Source organism: Epilithonimonas arachidiradicis, assembly GCF_003610695.1.
GTDB lineage: Bacteria > Bacteroidota > Bacteroidia > Flavobacteriales > Weeksellaceae > Epilithonimonas > Epilithonimonas arachidiradicis.
In genome coordinates, this window is the sequence record NZ_RAQH01000001.1 from 352,468 (window position 1) to 373,564 (window position 21,097).

General features: G+C 35.7%; 19 protein-coding genes and 1 tRNA gene. 13 read left to right on the top strand and 7 right to left on the bottom strand.

The features are described from left to right. Positions 1-85: 85 nt before the first annotated feature. From BXY58_RS01690 to BXY58_RS01725, 8 genes are all read left to right on the top strand, one after another. Positions 86-1,312 carry a hypothetical protein gene (locus tag BXY58_RS01690; RefSeq protein ID WP_120212071.1) on the top strand — a complete coding sequence of 409 codons (1,227 nt, stop codon included), beginning with the start codon at positions 86-88 and terminating at the stop codon, positions 1,310-1,312. Next, positions 1,313-1,987 (top strand): 16S rRNA (cytidine(1402)-2'-O)-methyltransferase, encoded by a 675-nt coding sequence (gene rsmI / locus BXY58_RS01695; RefSeq protein ID WP_120212072.1) that lies wholly within the window; start codon positions 1,313-1,315, stop codon positions 1,985-1,987. 3 nt (positions 1,988-1,990) lie between these two features. Beyond that, positions 1,991-2,815, top strand: coding sequence for an XAC2610-related protein (locus tag BXY58_RS01700; protein ID WP_120212073.1), 825 nt, complete (start codon positions 1,991-1,993; stop codon positions 2,813-2,815). Positions 2,816-2,868: 53 nt separating this feature from the next. Beyond that, the gene (fabG, locus tag BXY58_RS01705; protein ID WP_120212074.1) at positions 2,869-3,612 is read left to right on the top strand and encodes a 3-oxoacyl-[acyl-carrier-protein] reductase; all 744 of its coding nucleotides are present in this window, start codon (positions 2,869-2,871) and stop codon (positions 3,610-3,612) included. A gap of 105 nt (positions 3,613-3,717) precedes the next feature. After that, a complete protein-coding gene (locus BXY58_RS01710) occupies positions 3,718-5,151 on the top strand; it encodes a helix-turn-helix domain-containing protein (RefSeq protein WP_120212075.1) in 1,434 nt (477 codons plus the stop codon). Further along, positions 5,148-6,284, top strand: a complete 1,137-nt coding sequence (locus tag BXY58_RS01715) for a hypothetical protein (RefSeq protein WP_147366786.1) — start codon at positions 5,148-5,150, stop codon at positions 6,282-6,284. Before BXY58_RS01710 ends, BXY58_RS01715 begins: the two co-directional genes overlap by 4 nt. A gap of 131 nt (positions 6,285-6,415) precedes the next feature. Next, the gene (locus tag BXY58_RS01720) at positions 6,416-8,233 is read left to right on the top strand and encodes a GEVED domain-containing protein (RefSeq protein WP_120212077.1); all 1,818 of its coding nucleotides are present in this window, start codon (positions 6,416-6,418) and stop codon (positions 8,231-8,233) included. 120 nt (positions 8,234-8,353) lie between these two features. Next, on the top strand, positions 8,354-8,926 hold the full coding sequence (locus BXY58_RS01725) for a 5'-methylthioadenosine/S-adenosylhomocysteine nucleosidase family protein (RefSeq protein WP_120212078.1): 573 nt from the start codon (positions 8,354-8,356) through the stop codon (positions 8,924-8,926). Positions 8,927-8,957: 31 nt separating this feature from the next. Here the strand turns inward: BXY58_RS01725 and BXY58_RS01730 are convergent, their stop codons facing one another. Beyond that, positions 8,958-9,692 (bottom strand): DUF1835 domain-containing protein, encoded by a 735-nt coding sequence (locus BXY58_RS01730; protein ID WP_170144178.1) that lies wholly within the window; start codon positions 9,690-9,692, stop codon positions 8,958-8,960. A gap of 3 nt (positions 9,693-9,695) precedes the next feature. Then, positions 9,696-10,736: a GMP reductase gene (locus tag BXY58_RS01735; protein ID WP_120212080.1), complete on the bottom strand. Its 1,041-nt coding sequence runs from the start codon at positions 10,734-10,736 to the stop codon at positions 9,696-9,698. Between the two features lie 214 nt (positions 10,737-10,950). Here BXY58_RS01735 and BXY58_RS01740 point away from each other — a divergent pair, with 214 nt between their 5' ends. The 3 genes from BXY58_RS01740 to BXY58_RS01750 are packed head-to-tail and all read left to right on the top strand — an operon-like array spanning position 10,951 to position 13,518. After that, positions 10,951-12,153 carry a glycosyltransferase gene (locus tag BXY58_RS01740; protein ID WP_120212081.1) on the top strand — a complete coding sequence of 401 codons (1,203 nt, stop codon included), beginning with the start codon at positions 10,951-10,953 and terminating at the stop codon, positions 12,151-12,153. 11 nt (positions 12,154-12,164) lie between these two features. After that, positions 12,165-12,911 carry a DUF3667 domain-containing protein gene (locus tag BXY58_RS01745; protein WP_120212082.1) on the top strand — a complete coding sequence of 249 codons (747 nt, stop codon included), beginning with the start codon at positions 12,165-12,167 and terminating at the stop codon, positions 12,909-12,911. 7 nt (positions 12,912-12,918) lie between these two features. Continuing rightward, positions 12,919-13,518 (top strand): Pr6Pr family membrane protein, encoded by a 600-nt coding sequence (locus tag BXY58_RS01750; protein ID WP_120212083.1) that lies wholly within the window; start codon positions 12,919-12,921, stop codon positions 13,516-13,518. A gap of 63 nt (positions 13,519-13,581) precedes the next feature. Here the strand turns inward: BXY58_RS01750 and BXY58_RS01755 are convergent. Further along, positions 13,582-13,655, bottom strand: a tRNA-Asn gene (locus tag BXY58_RS01755). 76 nt (positions 13,656-13,731) lie between these two features. Then, positions 13,732-15,240 carry an RIP metalloprotease RseP gene (gene rseP / locus BXY58_RS01760; protein WP_120212084.1) on the bottom strand — a complete coding sequence of 503 codons (1,509 nt, stop codon included), beginning with the start codon at positions 15,238-15,240 and terminating at the stop codon, positions 13,732-13,734. A gap of 324 nt (positions 15,241-15,564) precedes the next feature. Between rseP and BXY58_RS01770 the strand changes: the two genes are divergently transcribed. Further along, positions 15,565-16,467 carry a pirin family protein gene (locus BXY58_RS01770; RefSeq protein ID WP_120212086.1) on the top strand — a complete coding sequence of 301 codons (903 nt, stop codon included), beginning with the start codon at positions 15,565-15,567 and terminating at the stop codon, positions 16,465-16,467. Between the two features lie 123 nt (positions 16,468-16,590). Beyond that, positions 16,591-18,012 (top strand): serine hydrolase domain-containing protein, encoded by a 1,422-nt coding sequence (locus BXY58_RS01775; RefSeq protein ID WP_120212087.1) that lies wholly within the window; start codon positions 16,591-16,593, stop codon positions 18,010-18,012. A 68-nt stretch (positions 18,013-18,080) separates the two neighbouring features. Here BXY58_RS01775 and BXY58_RS01780 read toward each other — a convergent pair whose 3' ends face one another. From BXY58_RS01780 to BXY58_RS01790, 3 genes are all read right to left on the bottom strand, one after another. Next, the gene (locus BXY58_RS01780) at positions 18,081-18,503 is read right to left on the bottom strand and encodes a DUF6646 family protein (RefSeq protein ID WP_120212088.1); all 423 of its coding nucleotides are present in this window, start codon (positions 18,501-18,503) and stop codon (positions 18,081-18,083) included. 81 nt (positions 18,504-18,584) lie between these two features. Continuing rightward, positions 18,585-19,601 (bottom strand): cytochrome d ubiquinol oxidase subunit II, encoded by a 1,017-nt coding sequence (locus BXY58_RS01785; protein WP_120212089.1) that lies wholly within the window; start codon positions 19,599-19,601, stop codon positions 18,585-18,587. Then, positions 19,601-20,941: a cytochrome ubiquinol oxidase subunit I gene (locus tag BXY58_RS01790; protein WP_120212090.1), complete on the bottom strand. Its 1,341-nt coding sequence runs from the start codon at positions 20,939-20,941 to the stop codon at positions 19,601-19,603. The genes BXY58_RS01785 and BXY58_RS01790 overlap by 1 nt, the downstream gene beginning before the upstream one ends. Between the last annotated feature and the right edge of the window lie 156 nt (positions 20,942-21,097).

Below are 21,097 nucleotides of genomic sequence, written 5' to 3' on the forward strand. Positions count from 1 at the left end.
AAAACCTTGATGAATTCTTTTTGGGAACAAAATTGTTCTTAAATTTATAAACATCAAATTTAAGTAAAAATTAATAAGATTTATTATGCAAAACCTGCAAGATACATACAAGAAAATCTTCGCTGAAATCAAAATTCTTTTGTCAGAATTGGCGGAATCTGATTCTTATGAAGCGATTTTGAACAAGGAAAATGAAATTAACCAACTTTATCAGAAGTTTTCTTTTCTTAAAATTTCTCAGAAATTTGATTATTCGTCAATAGAAATTGAACCTTTGGAATCCATTGACAATCAATCAACAAACGTTAATTCAGATTTATTATCAGTTGAAAAATTTGAAGATGAGAATAAGGTTGCAGAAATCATTGTTGAGGAAACGGAAGTTCACGATATTTTCGAAGATGTTCCGGAAGTAGAAGAAGTTCATTCTTTTGCTGAAATTGATGCGCAGGAAAATTTGGTTGAGGAAACAGTTTTTGAAAATGAAATTGTTGGACAAACTGAAGAGAAAAATCAACTTAACGAAATTATTGAAAATGAAATCGAAGTTGGTAATCAAAATGAAGAGTTTAAAGAACAGATTTCAGAAACAGAACTTGTTAATGAAATTGAAGCTCAAAATTATCACGAAGAAATAGTAGAAGCCGTTGAAGAGATCGAAGCTGAGGAAGAAAAGCTGTTAGAAGAACCGGCTGAAAAACTTGAACCAATGCAGGACAGTCAATTTTCTTTTGCAATGACAAAAGATGAATCAAATGCAGGAAATTCTCAAGATGATTATGAAACAAGATTGGCTGAGAAAGAAGCGAAACTAAAGGAATTGGAGGAAAACAGACGAAAAATTGTAGAATTTTCTAAAGAAAATACACAGCCGAAAGAAAAATCTCAGCAAGTTTATGAATCACAGAATCAAGAAGAACATCACGATAAAAAATTCAAATTAGCCAATATCAAAGGTCTGAAAATCGCCAAATCCTTGTTTGATGATGACCATTTAGAAGAAGTTGAAAAGCCTGCTCCCGTTCAAACCTCAGGAAGCTTATTGAAAAATAATGTACCGACAGATTACATGGAAGCGCCGAAGCCAAAACCAGAATTCAAGCTGGATTTGAATGACCGAATTGCGTTTTCTCAATATCTTTTCAACGGTAGTCAAAGTGAATTGAATCAAGTCGTTACAGTTCTAAATTCTTTCAATTCTTTGGATAAAGCTCAGGAGTATTTGAGTGATATCTATTACGAAAGAGACTGGAAAAAAGTGGATAATTATGCGCAAAGACTTTGGACTTTGGTAGAAAACAGGTTTTTGTAGATGAGCGGCATTCTTTATTTTGTTCCGACACCCGTTGGAAATCTGGAAGATATGACTTTCCGGGCTGTGAAGGTTCTGAAAGAAGTAGATTATATTCTGTGTGAAGATACCCGAACTTCTGGCGTTCTCTTGAAACATTACGAAATATCCAAACCTTTGAAATCCTATCATTTACATAACGAACATCAGGCGACTGACAGAGTTATTCAGGATTTGGAAAACGGGCAGAATATTGCCATGATTACAGATGCGGGAACACCGGGAATTTCTGATCCGGGTTATCTTTTAGCGAAAGCCTGTGCAGACAAAAGTCTGGAAATGATTTGTTTGCCAGGTGCAACAGCTTTTGTTCCTGCTTTGGTTGTTTCTGGTTTGCCTAATCACGATTTTTATTTTGCTGGATTTCTTCCTCAGAAAAAGGGAAGACAAACCAAACTGAAACAATTAGCTGAAGAAAAGAAAACAATAGTTCTTTACGAAAGTCCGCATAAAATCAATACAACACTTGAGCAAATCAAAGAATTCTTTGGGGAAGAAACTAGAGTAAGTCTTAGCAGAGAGATTTCCAAAAAATTCGAAGAAACTAAAAGAGGAACAATCAATGAGTTAATTGAATTTTCGAAAAGTAAAACTTTAAAAGGTGAGATTGTTCTGATTGTGAATAATTCAATATAAAGAATGAATTTTCTTAAACTCATATTTCTGTTTTTTCCAGTTTTTTTCTTCACTCAAGTCAGTTATGAAGGGAAAATTGGTAATTACCCAATTGAGATGGTTCTTAATATTGATAGAGAATTTGCTGATGGAATTTATATTTATTCAAAATTCAATGAACCAATTTCTATTAAAGGAATTATTGAGAATGGAAATTTAACGCTTTTCGAGATGGATGGAGATTTGAAGACGGCAAAATTCTATTTTAATAATTTTAAAGATGAAAAAGAAGAATACTTGGGAACTTGGACAAATCTCAAAACAGAAGCTCAATTGAATTTCTATTTAAAGAAAAAAGCAAATCAAAAATCATTTTTACAATCAGAAAGCACCAAAAGATTTTATTTCAGAGGAACAGAAGAAGAGGATGAGAATTATCTTTTAATTATCGATAAAAAAAGCAATCAGATTTTTCAGAAAATGAAAATGGAAGAATGCGGATTTGATAGTATCTATGATGTTTCGGTCGGAGATTATAATTTTGATGGTTACGAAGACTTTTCCAGCTGTATGCAATCTTATGCAGGTCCAAACACTTCAAAAACCTATTTTTTGTTTGATAATAAGAATAATGAATTTTTTGCAAGTGATTTTTCTGGAACTTCTTTGGAATTTGATGAGAAAAATAAATTGATTACAGAAACCAACCAATGTTGTGCAGGGGCATCTATTGTCAAAAATATTTATAAAGTAAAAGAAAATAAGATGGTTTTAATCAAAGAACATTGTTATAAATGGAGCGAGAAACTTCAAAAACATATTGAGAAAAAACCAAAGGATTGTCAATAATTCTTAAAGTATTATTTTTGCCATAATAAAATTAGAAAACATTATAAAAATATATGGGATTACTACAAGGTAAAGTTGCAATCATCACCGGAGCAACGCGTGGAATCGGAAGAGGAATTGCGGAAGTTTTTGCCAAAGAAGGCGCAAAAATAGCATTCACTTACGCCGGCTCTGTTGAAAAAGCTAAGGAACTAGAATCAGAATTAAGCAAAATAACAGAAATCAAAGGCTATCAGTCAGATGCTTCGGATTATGATGCTGCTCAAAAATTAGTTGAGGATGTGTTGGCAGAATTCGGAACGATTGATATTTTGGTAAATAACGCGGGAATCACAAGAGATAATCTGATGTTGAGAATGTCAAAAGAAGATTGGGACACGATTATAAAAGTTAATCTGGATTCGGTTTTCAACCTGACAAAAGCAGTTATTAAACCGATGATGAAAGCAAAATCCGGTTCTATCATCAATATGACTTCGGTTGTTGGTGTAAAAGGGAATGCTGGACAAGCCAATTACGCGGCTTCAAAAGCCGGAGCTATTGGTTTTACTAAATCTATTGCTTTGGAATTAGGTTCCAGAAATATCCGTTGCAATGCTATCGCGCCAGGTTTCATAGAAACTGAAATGACGGCTGCTTTGGACGAAAAAACAGTTCAGGGATGGAGAGATGGAATCCCTATGAAAAGAGGAGGCCAGCCGGCAGATGTTGCCAATGCTTGCGTTTTCTTCGCAAGTGAATTATCTTCTTACGTTACAGGACAGGTTCTGAATGTTGACGGAGGAATGTTGACATAAGCAACTTAAAATAAAATGTTAAAAACTCACAGAACAATTAAATTCTGTGAGTTTTTTATTTCTTTCCGTCAAAAAAGATATAAATTTATCATTTGATTTTTACAAATGCTGAAAAGAGTGGTTTTTCTGTTATTTGCGTTTTGCAATGTGTTGGTTTTCGGGAAATCTGTCGATCCGGAGAAAAACCAGCTTTTTCAGAAGGCCAATTACGAAATGGTGCTGACACCCGATAAAGCTACTGAAGTATTGGATTATCTGGAGAAGAATTTCCAGCTGGATTCCGAAGAAAAAGAAAAATTGGATTATTTGCGAATCAAATCTTTGTTTTTCCAAAATAATCTGACAGAAGCATTAAAAAAAATTTCTAGAAATAACGAGGATTTTCCATCAAGTATAATTGTTCTGAAAAAAAGTATCTTATATTATCTGAGCATTAGTGATAATGCATCAATCGAGGGAACTTTAAAACAAAATGACGTACAATTCTCCAATCAAATCATAACTCTGTTGGAGAAACTAAATCAAAACCAATCCGAAAATTTGACCCGAGAGCTTTCGCAAATTTTAAAAAAAGCAAAGACGGAAAATCTGATGATTGCAAGGGAAAATCTATTTTACCTCTATGAATTCATTACAAATAATGATAAAAATTCTTCGGATAATTTTTTTATAGAAGGTTTGTATAACTTATATAAAGGTGATATTCAGTTCCGGATTGTTTATGCAAAGTATCTTCTCAAGAATGATAAAATTGAGGATGCTGAGCAGATTTTATTTAAGCTTCCTGTAGATGCTCTGGCTCAAACGCCCAACCTAAATCTGAGATATAATTATTATGATTTTCTGGTAGACTATTATGCCAAAAAAAATTCTAATGAGGATTATAAAGATGCTGTAGAAAAAAAAGATTTGGTATTGAAAACACTCAACGAAACACGTTTTTCAGCTAAAAATAAATGGTTCAACATTATAGAGGAACATCTACACAATGAGCTGAATAATAAGATAGATAATGGCAGGACTATTTTATTTTCGATTATTGGTGCAGGACTATTGATTACAGGCCTTATCTTGTTATGGTATTTCCAAATCAATTCCCAAAACAAAGAATATGAGAACTTTATTACAAGAATTAACCTGCTTAAGGAGAAAAAAGCACCTCAGCCACAGGTCATTTCCGAAAAAACAGAAAATCTATTGCTGAAAAAACTGGATGACTTTGAAAAAACAGAAGATTTTATAAAATCTGAAATTTCCCTTCAGAATCTTGCCAAAAAATTGGAAACCAATACAAAATATCTTTCAGAAACTATCAATACACACAAGCAAAAAAACTTCAATGCTTATATTAATGAATTGAGAATCAATTATATCATCAATAAGCTGAAGGAGAAACCTATCTACAGAAGCTATAAAATCAAATATCTTGCAGAGGAAAGCGGCTTCTCTACGCACAGTGCGTTTGCTGCGGTCTTTAAATCTGTGACCGGAATGTCCCCAGCCAATTACATTCAACTATTAAAACAAAAAGAAGAATGAAACGATGGGTTCTCATAATGATTTTATTTTTGGGCCATTCTACTCTTATCAATGCCCAGACAACCGAAGCCGTTCTTAAAAAAGCGGATAAACTGATGCTGATGAATCCCAAACAGGCTTATCAGATTGCAGAGAAATATTACAAAGATAACTCTCTGAATCACAAGGATAAACTCCACTGCCTGTTTATTCTTACCAATACTTCAAACCTTCTCCAGAACCGGCTGGAGGTCATCAAATATGGGAATGAGACATTGAAAATGGCAGACAACGGCGATGATGTCATTACTAAGATAAAAATATTGGGCATTCTTGGAAATACCTACCAGTTTCTTAAACTCAATGAAAAGACAAGAATCTATCTCGACCAGGCAGAATTACTTTTAGCATCGCCGAAAATTAAAGATTCTCTGTCACTGGTCAGAGGAAATATTTTTTACCTAAAGGCGATGAACTATTTCTACAGCTTGGATAGTGATATTGCTTTGTCTTACTTTAACAAGGCTATTAATGAGTATATAGATTCTAAAAATCCTTTAGCGGAGATCAATATTAAAATTGCTTATCTTAACAAAGCGTCTTGTCTGATACAGCAAAAAAGGCTGAATGAAGCACTTGAAAACCTAAAGTTGGCAAGTATTAATCCCAAGGAATCTTCGCAGCCATATCCGCCACAGTTTGCCGAGTTACAGGAAGCTTTTATAACACTTGGAAATGCCAAAATTTTAGCAGCAGAAGGCAAGTATGATCTTTCTAATGAATTGCTTTTCAAAATATTAAATAGTAGAAAAAATCAATCCGCGCGGGATGATATTGAAAACGATATCTATGACCTACTTTCAAAAAATTATTTGCAGCTTAAGGATATCGAAAAACACGATTATTATGAGATGCTTTTTAGGAAGCAGGTGGCACAGAGTAATATTGAAACAGCAAAATCGGTCAACCAGCTGATTTCTCAGGAAAAAGTTGAGAATGATGTTGAAAAAGATTCGATTAATCAAAAATATCTTTTGCTGATTGCCCTTTCGTCTATATTTTTTGGTGTGATTATTAGCATTTTACTCTTCAAAACAGTTAAAATGCAGAAGAAAAAACTTTTGCTGAAAAAACAAGTCTCGGAAAACATATAATATTGATAATCAATAAGTTGTTGATTTTAAAATAATAGCAAAATCATAAATTTTCCATAATAGAGCTATTCATTTCTTTGAAAAACTGATTTTTCCAAACTATTTTCGTAGAGTTAAAAATCGAAATTGAAATGAAGAAGTTCTACTTTTTATTCGCAGCAGCTATTGCTATCATAAATGGGAATCTCAACGCACAGACTTGTAACACGGTCAGCAGTTTTCCATTCAAAGAAACTTTTGAGGCCGACAGCCCGAGCCGTTCTTGCTGGACACAGCAGGTGACAGGTGGAGTTAACCCTAACTACGATGGATTTATCTATAAGAAAGGCGCTGCCGGTGGTGTTGATTACAACGTTGTAAATGCCCACTCCGGACAACTCAATGCGTGCTCTCAGATTGCAGCAGGATCTACCAATCCTAAAATTAAGCTAATCAGCCCTGTGATGGATGTAACCGGATTAGAAACACCAACACTTTCTTTCTTCTATAGCCAGGAAGCGTGGGGAATTTATCAGAATTTCCTGAATGTATATTACAGGCTTTCTCCAACATCAGAATGGAAAGTTCTCAAAAATTATCTGTTCAACGTTCCGGATTGGAAACAAGCGGTGATTACACTACCGGAAAAATCTTCTCAATTACAAATTTGTTTTGAAGCAATTGTTAAAACAGGACGTTCTAACACATTGGATGACATTGTTATCGGAAATAGCGACAGTGTAGAAAACTATCCTGCAGTTTGCGCACCATCTACGCCAAGCAACAATTTTGAAACAGGAGCAGGTGACCTTAAATTGCTTTATATGGCCAATGAATTCAATGTTGCGGCACATACCAATCTAACTGTGACAGATATCATTCTTAATACAATTGACAAGGGAGGCATTGAGTCTTTTGATATTATGATAATGGACAGAGATGATTACGGTACACCAAGTGGTATTATTCAAAATTATGAAGGGGTACAACCAAATAACGTTACTGACCTTAACGAAAGAGATGGCTTTACATTTAGGAAAAATACATTCAATCTTCCTGAAGCTGTTATGCTTCCCGGAGGTGCAACCGGTAGAAGATATTGGTTGGTTGTAAAAGTAGTTAATAAAGTACAGGAGAATCCATCATTCTGGGAAACGACAACTATCAGAAACAGCGGTAAGGAAACTTATTACAGCGGAGATGGACAAACAAACTGGAGACCGACCACAGGTGGTGCAGACGGCGTATTTACGTTAATTGGAAGCTGTGTTGAGACCAATCCTTTGGATGAATACTGTGTTCCAAAATTCAATTTCCTGATGCCAATCGATAATGTAAAAATCGGTACCATCAATAATCCATCTACTGATAATATTGGCTACGAGGACTTCTCTGCTATCAAGACAGATGTGGAGAGAGGTAAAACATATCCATTACAGGTCAATGCTCAGACTTACAACAATACTTCCAACCAGGCGATAACCGTTTATGTAGACTGGAACCAGAATGGTTATCTGGGCGATGACGGAGAAGTTTATAACATCGGAAAGGTTTTCCAAGTGACAGGTAACACTGTAACATACCAGTTACCAATACCGGCTAGTGCTAAGCTCGGCGACACTAAAATGAGAATTATCTCTAATTTTAATGAATATGCCAATTTTTCTTGCGGTGTCTTCTCGCAGGGCCAGGCAGAAGATTATACATTGAATGTAAAGGAGAGTCTTGCCGTAACTGAGACCGTAAAAAAATTCCAGTCTATTATCTTCCCGAATCCGGCTAAAGATTTTGTAACCATCAGGAATGAAGCTGATCTTAAAAAAGCTGAGGTAATTGATATGAATGGTAGAAAAGTAATGGAATCAACGTCCAAAACTATTGATGTATCACAACTTGCTACAGGTCAGTATATCATTAAGATGACTTTTGATAACGGAAATATAGATACACAGAAGCTGATTAAAAAGTAACTTCGTAATTAATTTAACATAAATGTTTGCCCCATCTTTTTTAGGATGGGGTATCATTTTTCGATTATATTGCAGAGTAATAGGATATTTTTAAATTATTTTGTGAACTAATATTAAACAATGATAATCAACGGAAGGAATTACAATAATATTTTACTGGTTTTTGCTTTGGAATCTGAAGCAGAAAAAGAATTCGAAAATTACAATAAAGTCTTTGTAGGAATAGGAAAAGTTAAAGCTACTTATAATTTGACAAAAGCCATTCAGAAAATTAATCCGGATTTAATTATCAATCTTGGAACAGCAGGAAGTACAACTTTTGACAGAGGAAGTGTTGTGAATTGCAGTCGTTTTATTGAGAGAGATATGGATGTCAGAGCTTTGGGTTTTCAGAAGTTTGAAACACCACTTTCCGGCGAACCAGTTCTTCTGGAATATGGATTGAATGTAGAAAATCTCCCCAGCGGAATCTGCGGTTCTGGCGACCAATTCGAAATGGAACATATCAATCCTGAATATAATGTTATCGATATGGAAGCTTTTGCATTGGCGAAAGTTGCAGAGCAGGAAGGAATCGATTTTCTTTGCCTGAAATATATTTCTGACGGTGCAGACGGAAATGCGGCCGATGATTGGACGGAAGAAGTGAAAAAAGCTTCGATTGCTTTAAGAAGAGAACTAGATAATCTTTAATATAAAACCAGCCGAATTTGGCTGGTTTTCTTTATTTTTCATTTAAAACTTTCTCATAAATCTTCTTGACCTGCAAATCTCCAAAACCAAAAATTCCTAATTCTTCCTGAAATTTTTTAAAAACCGAATCAAAATCTGTCAAGTCATTTTCAATTTGATTTTTTATGAAATTTTCTGGTTTTATATTGATATAAGCGTCAACAACTTTGTTCAAAAAATGAAAGCAAATGAATTGGTTTTCTGATAATTGTTTCAAAGAATTCAAATCATTATTCTGGTAAGCTTTCCAAAGATTTATGGCTAACTCGATGTCATTTTCATTAAGTAAAACTCTGGATTTTAACGATTCTTCCAGATCAGAATTTTCTGAATCTGAAAAACCTTTCCAATGATTTTCTGTATTTGCTTTCGGAAAAACTCTATAGAGTTTTAAATCCTTTCTATTTGAAAGCAATGAAATACAAAACCACAAATTAACCTGGCAAAACAGGTCATCTTCAAACCAAAGATTAACATCAGAACCTTCAGGAATATTCAGAATCTTTTCAAACTCAGAAACCGATTTTTGATAATAACTTTCCTTGGAAACTTTGTAATCTTCGGAAATTGATTTGGCTCTTACTTCCCAAAATTCTTTCAAAGAATCAGCTTTCAAATCTCCAGTAACCAAAGCCTCACGACAAACAATAATTTCGCCATTGATTGAAGTTTTCCTCAAATCTTCAGCAAGAAAATCGCCATTAGCTATGTGAAAAATATTTTTCAAAATTTATCCATTAAAAATCTGATTCTCTTGCTCTTGCACACGTATAAAGGTGGTTCGCTTAGAAAGTTCTTTCAACTTCGCAGCCCCAACATAAGTACACGTTGAACGAACGCCGCCTAAGATATCTTTTACAGTTTCCGCAACCGGACCTTTATAAGAAACTTTCACGGTTTTACCTTCAGAAGCACGATATTCTGCAACACCTCCGGAATGTTTATCCATAGCTGTTTGAGAACTCATTCCGTAAAAAAGCCTGAATTTTTTCCCATTTTCTTCTACGATTTCACCGCCACTTTCGTCGTGTCCGGCAAACATCCCGCCCAGCATTACGAAATCTGCGCCGCCACCAAAAGCCTTCGCCACATCTCCGGGAACTTTACAACCACCGTCGCCGATGATTTGGCCGCCCAAACCGTGTGCTGCATCCGCACATTCGATGATTGCGGAAAGTTGTGGATAGCCAACACCGGTTTTTACACGAGTCGTGCAAACCGAACCTGGACCAATCCCTACTTTGATGATATCAGCACCAGCAAGAATCAGTTCTTCTACCATTTCGCCGGTTACAACGTTGCCTGCCATAATGATTTTATCGGGGAAATTCTGACGTGCTTTTTTCACAAATTCCACAAAATGTTCGGAATAACCATTGGCAACATCAATACACAAAAACTGAATTTTCGGATTGGCGTCCAAAATTGTTTTGATCTTCTCCTCGTCCGCTTTTCCGGTTCCGGTGCTCAGGGCAATGTATTGGTAGAACTCATCGCTTTTATCTTTCAGGAAATCAGACCATTCCTGTACAGAATAATGTTTGTGAACAGCCGTAATGATTTTGTCTTTGTAAAGTGCTTCCGCCATTTCGAAAGTCCCGACGGTGTCCATATTCGCCGCAATCAGAGGAACGCCGCTCCATTTTTTCTGAGTATGTAGAAAAGTGAATTCTCTTTCTATAGTCACTTCTGAACGGGATTTGAGTGTAGAACGCTTCGGACGAAACATCACATCTTTGAACCCTAACTTGATTTCGTTTTCTATTCGCATACATCAAAATTAGCATTTATTTTTTTGAAAATGAATGATTATTAAACGGAATGACAAAGTAATTGTTTGATGACAAATGTTGATTGAATGCCGAATCCGCAGCCCGACTTGAGCGGAAATCCTTTTTACGCAACGAAGTGGAGTGAAAAGATTGGGAGCGGAAGACGGATAAAGCTGCCCAAATAATCAATAAAGAATCTCTATTTTTGTGATTGTGAAACATCTTGTCATTATCGGTCTTGTTATTCCGGAGCCGGCTTCTACTGCAGCAGGTCACAGGATGATGCAGCTTATCCAATTGTTCTCGGAAGCAAATTATAAAATCACGTTTATGACGGCTTCCAACAACATCGAATTCTCAGAAAAAATCGAAATCCAAAAAATCGAAATCAATAACGAAAGCTTTGATGAGAAAATAAAAAAACTCAATCCTGATATCGTGCTTTTTGACCGTTATGTGACGGAAGAACAATTTGGTTGGCGCGTTTCTGAGAATTGTCCCAATGCTATGAAAATCAATGATACAGAAGATTTGCATTTCCTTAGAGAAGCGAGACGGAAAGCTTTTGTTGAGAAACGGGAAGTTAGTAATGAAGATCTTGTTAATGATGTTTTCAAAAGAGAAATTGCTTCGATTTTGCGTTGTGATTTGTCTTTGATTATTTCGGAATTTGAATATCAATTGCTAACAGAGAAGTTTAAAATCAATCCTGATATTCTGTTTTACATTCCGTTTTTGACTGAAAAGATTGAGAAAAATAAGACTGCTTTTCAAGAAAGACAACATTTTGTAAGTATCGGAAATTTCTTACACGAACCCAATTGGCAAACGGTTCTGAAACTGAAATCCATTTGGAAATCAATTCGGAAACAACTTCCGGAAGCTGAACTTCATATTTATGGTGCCTATGCTTCTGAGAAAGTTTATCAACTGCATAATGATAAAGAAGGTTTTTTGGTAAAAGGAAGAGCGGACGATGTTGAATCACTTTTTAATGAATACAAAGTTTTGTTGGCTCCGATTCCTTTTGGTGCCGGTTTGAAAGGAAAGCTTTGGGAAAGTATGCAATTTGGATTACCTAATGTAACTTCATCAATTGGTTCAGAAGCAATGCACAAAAATTTACCTTGGAATGGTTTTACCGAGGATTCTGATGGGAAATTTATAGAAAAGGCAATTGAATTATATCAAAATGAATCAGTTTGGAATCGAGCCAATGAAAATGCTTTTGAGATTTTGAATGAAGTTTTTGATAAGAAGTTATATGTTAATCAGTTTTTTGAAACAATCTCGAAAATTTATAGTAATCTGGAAAATCATCGGACGGAGAATTATCTCGGGAAAATCCTGCAGCATCATCAGTTGAATTCGACAAAATATATGAGCCGGTGGATTGAAGAGAAAAACAAGAAATAAACTAATCGATTATGAAAATTTGTAAGAACTGTGGTCATCGTTTTGAAGGGAAATTTTGTAACAATTGTGGTCAAACAGCTGATACAAAGCTAATTAATTATCATTATCTCAGGCATCAGTTGACGCACAGCCTTTTTCATATTGATGCAGGACTGTTATATACTTCCAAGCAATTGTTTCTGCGACCAGGACACACAATCCGCGAATATCTGGAAGGAAAAAGAGTGAGTCATATCAAACCATTTTCTTTTGTTCTGATATTGACAGGATTTTATATTTTGCTTTGCCATTGGTTTGGTATTAATCTGTTTTCAGCTTCGGAAGAGTCTTTAAAATCTGACATTGGTTATGGGAAATCTTTGAACCTTGATGAATGGTTTTTGTCACATTTCAGTTGGGTAACTTTGGCGACTATTCCTTTGTACACAATGGGAACCTGGATTTGCTTTCATAACAAAGGTTACAATTTTGTAGAATACCTTGTTCTGAATACTTACAAAGCCGGGCAAAGACTGATTGTTCAGATTGTCTTTTTACCGTTTATTTTCTTGGTCAAGCATTCTCTCAATATTGGAACTGTGATGCTGATTGTTTATTTGATTGATTTGGGATTGCACTTTTGGACGAATCTCCAGTTTTTCAAACCAATGAAACCGATAAATATTATTATGCGATCAATTTTCAGTCATTTGATTATGACTATTTTGGTTGGATTAGCGGTTTTAATCTTTATAGTTGTGATATCATTATTAAATTAATCAAAATATGAAACAGAAAGTGGCGTTATTTCTTGCGATTTTAGGATGGATGGCGGTGATTCTACAGTTTTATCTGATGATGGAAACAAGAACCGTTTCTGTGATGGAATCGGTAATTCGATTCTTCAGTTATTTTACGATTTTGAGTAATTTGATTTTGGCTGTTTCATTCTCAGTTCAGGCATTCCAAAAAGAAACGATTAAAGTTTTGACGCCGATCACAGTTTACATCACGATTGTTGGCTTAGTCTATCAGATTCTTTTGAGACACACTTGGAGCCCGGCAGGACTTCAAATGATTGTTGATGAACTATTACATTCCATCATCCCAGGATTAGCGATTATTTATTGGTTTTTGTTTGAGGATAATAAGCTTAATTATAATCACATTCCGAAGTGGTTGATATTTCCTTTGGTGTATTTGCTTTATATTCTCGTTCGAGGGAATTATTCGGGTTTTTATCCTTATCCGTTTGTAGATGTATCAAAATTCGGGTTGAATCAGGTATTGGTCAATTCAGGACTTTTAATAGTCGTGTTTGTTTTATTCTGCGTCCTTTTTGTTTGGATTAAAAAACAAAATCTAAAGCGAGAGAATAAATATTAGAATTTTATAGAATATAAGAAGTATATAAAAACAAAAAACCACTAGACTAATCTAGTGGTTTTGCTCCTCTTGCTGGGCTCGAACCAGCGACCCTCTGATTAACAGTCAGATGCTCTAACCAACTGAGCTAAAGAGGAATGTTTCCATTTGCTTTAAGCGTGTGCAAATATAGAAACTTTTTTTATACTTCCAAAAATTTTTGGACAACTTTTTTTAATTTTTTTGACTAAAAAATTGCGCTACAACCTTAACTATATCATTTCCAAAGATTAACGCCATAAGGCCTAATAAGAAAATTACACCTACCATTTGCGCATTTTCCAAAATTTTCTGCGGAACTGGTTTTCTTGTGATGATTTCCCACAATGTAAACAAGACGTGACCACCATCTAATCCTGGGATTGGAATCAAATTAAGGAATGCTAACCAAACAGAGAACATAGCCGTAAAGCCCCAGAAAAACTCCCAATCGATAGAAAGGCTTCCATCCTTGCTTTTTTCAACGTGCATATTATTTACGATGGCGATAGGACCTCCAACCTTTTTATAACCTTGTGTTTTGGTGTTAAAGATGATTTTAAATTGTTTCACCTGCATTGTCAAAACATCAATAGTTCTTGTAAACCCTCTTGGGATGGCTTCCAGAAAAGAATAATTTTTCGTTGTCTCGCTTTTGTTCAGATAACTCTGAGCCAATTGGAAGTTAGGACCAAATCCTAATTTTCCTTCCGGAGTTGCTTTAGCTTTGATTGTAAGGGGTTGATCATTTCTGATAATATCTAAACTGATTTCTCCACCTTTATTTGCCTTTAAAGCATCCGTAACTTGGTCATAGAATTCCGTTTTCTGTCCGTTGACGCCAACAATTTTGTCTCCTTTTTGTAATCCAGCTTTTATTGCCGGCATATTTGGAGTTAAAGTGTCAACCACGGCAGGAAAACGATTCATAAAGTAAAGTTTCGCCTCGTTAGCGTGTAGAACTTCAGCTACACCATCCTCATTGATTGGGAAAGTTACTTCTTTTCCACCTCTTAGAACAGTTACGTTATCAGCAAAAAGCATATTAACGGTTGAGGTTTCCATTCTTTCTGCAGGTTTTCCGTCTATTTTCAGGATTTTATCTCCTGTTTCCAAGCCCATTTTTTTACCGGCATCAGAAACCGCAATCCCATTCTCGAATTTCGAATTATCGTGATAAGTTTCTCCGGTGAAGTAAGATAAGCAAGAGTAGATCAACCAAGCCAAAAAGAAATTAACTGTTACACCACCAAGCATAATAATCAATCGCTGCCAAGCCGGTTTTGCACGGAACTCCCAAGGTTCAGCCGGTTTGGAAAGCTGAGCCGTGTCCATACTTTCGTCCACCATTCCGGCGATTTTTACATAACCGCCCATTGGGAGCCATCCAAGGCCATATTTCACACCTTCGTGTTTTCTCCAGTCGCTGTCCGGTAATTTGGAAACATCGATTGGCTGTGTTATTTTTTTACCGTTGATTTCAACCTCTTCATCCGTAGGCTGATTTTTAGAAAAGAATTTATATTGCCATTTTCCATTGATTTTCTTCATTGCGAAGATGGAAAAATAAGGATCAAAGAATAAAAAGAATTTGTCTACTTTGGTTTTAAACCATTTCGCCGGCAGGAAGTGCCCGATTTCGTGTAAAGTTACAAGGATAGAAATGCTCAGGATAAACTGAAATATTTTTAATGCTAATTCCATTAATACATTTTAAAATTATAGTTGTCAAAGGTAATCATTTAGTCAGAAACTATACCAATGTAAAAATCAGCCTTTTCTCTGCCAAAATAACACTCAATGATAATGATGATTCGGGCAGCTTAATCCGCCTTCCACTCCCAAACCTAACGAAGTGGTTCGACGAAGTCAATCTTTTTTGCACGAAGATTCCACATAAAATAGAACATTTGTATAAGCAAAAAAGGATTTCCGCTCAAGTCGGGCTGCGAGTGATTCAACGGTAAATCAAAAGTGTAAATATTAGATAGAAATCCTTAATTTTAAATCAAATTTAAAAATGAAATTATGTCAAATATCGAGATGATAATCGAAGAGCGTGCTGCGGATATTGGTAACTTTTTGGTTGGCAGATTGTTGCCATTTTCTCAGAAGAGAAGTGTTGGTCCATTTGTGTTTATTGATCATATGGGACCGGCTGCGCTCAAAGATTACGAAAATATGGATGTTCCGCCGCATCCACACATTGGGCTTTCCACTTTGACATTTTTGTTCGAGGGAAGCATTATGCACAGAGATTCCATCGGTACGGAAATCGAAATCAAAGAAGGTGCTGTCAATTGGATGACCGCCGGAAAAGGTGTTGCCCATTCCGAAAGAACACCAGAATATCTGCGAACCACCGATAAAAACCTCCACGGATTACAAATTTGGGTCGCACTTCCAAAAGAATTGGAAACAATGGAACCCGAATTTTTCCATATCAACAAAGAAGATATCCCAAGCTGGATAGATAACGGAGTCAATTATAAATTAATCGCTGGTGAAATCCTCGGACGTAAATCTCCCGTTCCTGTTTATTCGCCATTGTATTTTTTGGAAGTCAAAAATACACTTCAGGAAGACCGCGAAATTGTTCTTGGCGATTATCTTTTCGGAGAATCTTCCCTATACATTTTGGAAGGTAATATTGAAAGCGAAGGTAATCTATACACACCAAAACACATCCTGATTGCGAAAGATTCCAAACTTTGTCATTTCACATTAAAACCGAATTCGACAGTTTATATTTTCGGAGGCGAACCTTTTCCGGAACCAAGATATATCTATTGGAATTTCGTTGGAACTTCAAGAGAAATTATAGAAGACGCCAAAACTAGATGGGCAAACCACGAGTTTCCAAAAGTCATTAATGATGATGGCTACGTTCCGCTTCCACCACAGAATAAGAATATTAAGCTAAAAGAATAGATAACAAAAAAGCATTTCGACATTTCGGAATGCTTTTCTTTTTTCTTGATTAAATTAAAAATTACATTTCCGATGTAATAAAAACTTTTATTTAGTTGTTATAACTAAAAAAATAGTTATAAAATGAAAAAACTACATTTAATCATTATTCTGATTATATCAATAAGTACTTTTGCACAAACCGCGAATAACTTAAACAACAGAAACAAATCGAAAAAAGAATCAGTTTATGCCAATCAAATTGATTCTGTAATGGCGAAATCCTATGAAAGAGGTTTATTCAACGGAAATGTCCTTGTCGCTAAAAACAACAAAATCATCTATCAAAAATCATTCGGATTTACAGATGAAACGAAGCAAACGCTTTTAAATAAAAAATCGATATTTAACATTGGTTCTATTGCAAAGGAATTTAATGCGGTTTCTATAATGATTTTAGTGGAGCGTGGTCTTCTCGATCTTGATGACCCGATTTCCAAATTTAATTTAGGATTACCAAAATGGTCAGAGAAAGTTACCATCCGCCATTTGATTAATTATGCCAGTGGGATTCCTAGGATAGAAAATGGGTTAATAGCCCCGAAAAATGATGAAGAGGCGTGGAAGATTTTGCGAAGTAATGATAGCCTATTATTCGAACCGGGAACCAGTTACAGGTATGATAATGGTAATGTTTTCTTGCAGAGAAGAATCATTGAAAAGGTAACCGGAATGTCATTTGAGGAATTCGTTTCTAAAAATATAATTAAGCCTTTAAAAATGACCAACTCGGTATTTGATCCCAAATCGGGATATAAAAACCGAACGTCTTCTTATGATATGGACAATGTCAGATGTCCGGAAATGCAATTTATTAGCGGATGGCTTTGGGTAGATATCAATGATCTCTATAAATGGATTGAAGCGCTGAATTCTAATCGATTAATATCCAAAGAATCCTTCCAAACTTTGTTGAATAATCCATACGCCAAAGACGAAGGAGGGTCACTCGGCAGATACTTTGAAAAAGAAGAACTACAAAGACATAATGGCGTTTCGTATAAATTCGAATCGATCTTTTTAAATGATCTTAAAAATAATATTACGATAATTCTGGTTTCCAATACCCTCAATAGAGTTTGGGATTTAGGACATATTATACATAAATTGATGTTGGGAAAAGAGTACAAAATTCCTAAAAAATCTATTTATCAAGCCATAAGAAAAGAAGCTGTCAATGACGTCAATAAAGCGATAGAAACCTATTATTTACTTAAGAAAAATTCTAAAAATGAATACAGTTTTGAGAATCCTGGAGAACTTAATAAATTGGGATATGAATTATTAAGACTCGGCAAAAACAATGAATCCATAACCATATTCAAATTGGCTACCAAGGAATTTCCTAAAGACGCAAATCTATTTGATAGTTTAGGAGAAGCTTATTTTACCAATAAGCAATATGATTTGGCATTAGAGAGTTATAAAAAAGCAATCGGTCTTGGCGGAACCAATGGGAATGCCAAGAAAATGATTGAGAAAATAGAGCAAGAAATGAGCAAGTAAAATTTTCCAATGTATAAAACAAAAAAAGCTTCTGAGAACCCAGAAGCTTTTATATTTTTAGTCAAAATTTAGAAAGAATAAGAAACACCAAAACTTCCATTGTTCCCGGCTTCTATAAAAGCGCCCCAGTTCTCTGTGAAAAAATATCTTGCACCAAGATAAACGCCTAAACCGAAGTTTCTACCGGCAACTCCTACATTAACACCAGGATAGATATCTATTTCAGAAGGTAATGCCAAAGCTTCTTGTAAGTGAAACCCAACACGTCCAAAAACAAAAGGATTATCATCATCTTCATTAAAATAAACATTCGCACCTCCACCAACAGAGATGAGGTTGGAAAGTCCATAATCATAACTTGCAGTAGGTCCGGTTCCAAATCCCCAAACATTAATTCCCGCTTGTGCTTTTTGGTCCCCTGCACCTTTCCAGGCTTGAGCATAAGACAAAACGCCAGCCAACAAACCCATTGTCAATAGCAATTTCTTCATAATTTATCGATTGAATTTAAAAATGGTTTTTCATATCAAAAATAAAACCACTATGTAAAAAACGACTCTTGGTTTATTTTATTATTCCGGATCTTTTCTGCTTTGATTGCCAAAAGACATCAACAGATAAAACAGAAACGGCAGAATGAAAATACTTCCCAAAAGAAGAGCCCAGCCAAGAGCTTCAATAGTTTTTGGCGCTGCACTTTCATCAAACAGAGAAAGATGACCACCGTTGGCAAAAAGAATGATATTAGGATTGTGCTGATAAGTGGCAGCAATAAGAATCATAATGATTTGAAATCCACCATAAATTCTGACCAACAGAAAATGACCTTTCTTGATGGCCTCGTTGGTAAACAATAAACTGATTGTTGCCAGTGTTATGGCGATAATTCCCAAAGCTTTTGAGAAAATCCATTTTAATAAAGGGATGTCAGAATAATGAGCGCTTACAAAAACTAAAACGCCCGTTACGACTACATAAATAGCTGTTTCTCTTGCCTTTTTTTTCATAATTGGCAGCGCATCACTGAATCTCGCTTCGTGAAGAGAAAACAACGAGGCCAGATAAGCACAAAGCGAAACGGTGAAAAATCCTACACAAACTCCGAAAGGATTCAGCCAACTGAAAATGTACAAACTCAGAAAATCTTTTGCTTCAGGATCTATCGAGCCAGAAATCGTTGCCGCTGCAATAATTCCTAAAAAAAATGGCGTCAACAAGCTTGAATAAAAGAAAATCTGTGCATATAATTTTTGCCAGTTATCCTCAACAGCATCATAATTTCTGAATGTAAAAGCGGTTCCTCTTGCGATAATCCCAATCAGCATCAAAACCAAAGGAATATGAAGATAGGTTGAAACGGTTGTGTAAATCGTAGGAAAACCGACAAATAATACCACGACTGCAATAATCAGCCACATATGATTCGCTTCCCAAATTGGTGCGATAGATTTGGACATTATCTTTTTCGTTTGGTTACGATAAGATTTTTTGGAAAATAATTCGATAATCCCAGCTCCGAAATCTGCACCACCTGTAATCACATACAAACAAATTGAAACCCAGAGAAATGCAATAACTACGTAAATCATTATTTCTTATTTTTAGGATTATAATTAGGGTCAGTAGGGTCGTATAATTTCGGTACCATCTTGAGCTGTCTCAATAACAAGAAGATGATAATTAATGATAACGAAATGAAAATCAATGTGAAAAAGTAAAACGAATATTGGATTCCCGGCATCGGAGTCACCGCATCAATGGTTTTCATAATGCCGTAAATAATCCAGGGTTGTCTGCCAACTTCCGTCACTGTCCAACCCGCTTCTAATGCGATATAACCGAATGGAATTGCTGCAACGAACATTTTCAGATACCAGTTTTTGGTCAGCCATTCTTTCTTCCAAAATGTTGCGATGAGGTAAATCAAGCCAATGATCATCATTACACTTCCGAAAAATATCATAATTTGAAAAGCGTAATGAACAACCGCAACCGGAGGCCAGTGGTCTTTTGGAAAATCTTTCAGCCCTTTCACTTCAGCATCAAAATCGCCCCAAGCCAGAAAACTTAGAACTTTCGGAACTTTTATAGCATATTTAATTTGTTCATTTTCTTCATCTGGAATTCCGCCAATGACGAAACTTGCGCCTTTTTCCGTTTCGAAATGCGCTTCCATCGCCGCCAATTTTATCGGTTGTCTTACAGCGACAGATTTGGCTGCAACATCACCACTGATAGGAGCGAGTAAAGCGCCGATAATTGCAAATCCTGCAGAAATTCTGAATGCTTTTGTATGGAAATTGACATTTCGTTTTTTCAAAATCATCAAGGCGTGAATCCCAGCTACAGCAAATCCTGTTGCTGCAAAAGCTGCCACGGTCATATGAAACGCCTGTGGAAACCAAGCCTCATTGAACATTGCTTTTATCGGATCGATGTTCAGATATTTTCCATCAATATAATCGAAGCCTGCCGGGCTATTCATCCAGGCATTGGCAGCTACAACCAAAATTCCGGAAGCCAGTCCACTTACGCCGACTACAACGCCGCAAAACCAGTGAAACCATTTGTTGAATTTTTCCCAACCATATAGGAAAAATCCAATAGCTATTGCCTCAATGAAAAAGGCAGTTCCTTCCAGAGAAAAAGGCATCCCGAAAATCGGACCTGCGTGTTCCATAAACTTTGGCCAAAGCAGACCCAATTCAAAAGACAACATCGTTCCCGAAACAGCACCGGTTGCGAAAAGAATTGCCACTCCTTTGCTCCAGGCTTTAGTTAGTCCTTTATAGACTTCGTCTTTGGTTGTTAAATATCTGTAATGTGAGAAAGCCATTAGAAAAGGCATTACCATCCCGACACAGGAAAATATGATGTGAAAGCCCAGGGACATTGCCATTTGAGATCTGGCGGCTAGAAAATCATCCATAATCTACATTTTGCTTCTGTAAAGTTAGGTTTAATTTCAAATCATTAATTGTATTTTCTCAAGACAATTGTCATACTTTGAATATTATATTTGCCAAAAGTATTATGGGTTAACGTCAAAACGTGTCGTGATGTAAAATTTTTATTTTTGTCGAGG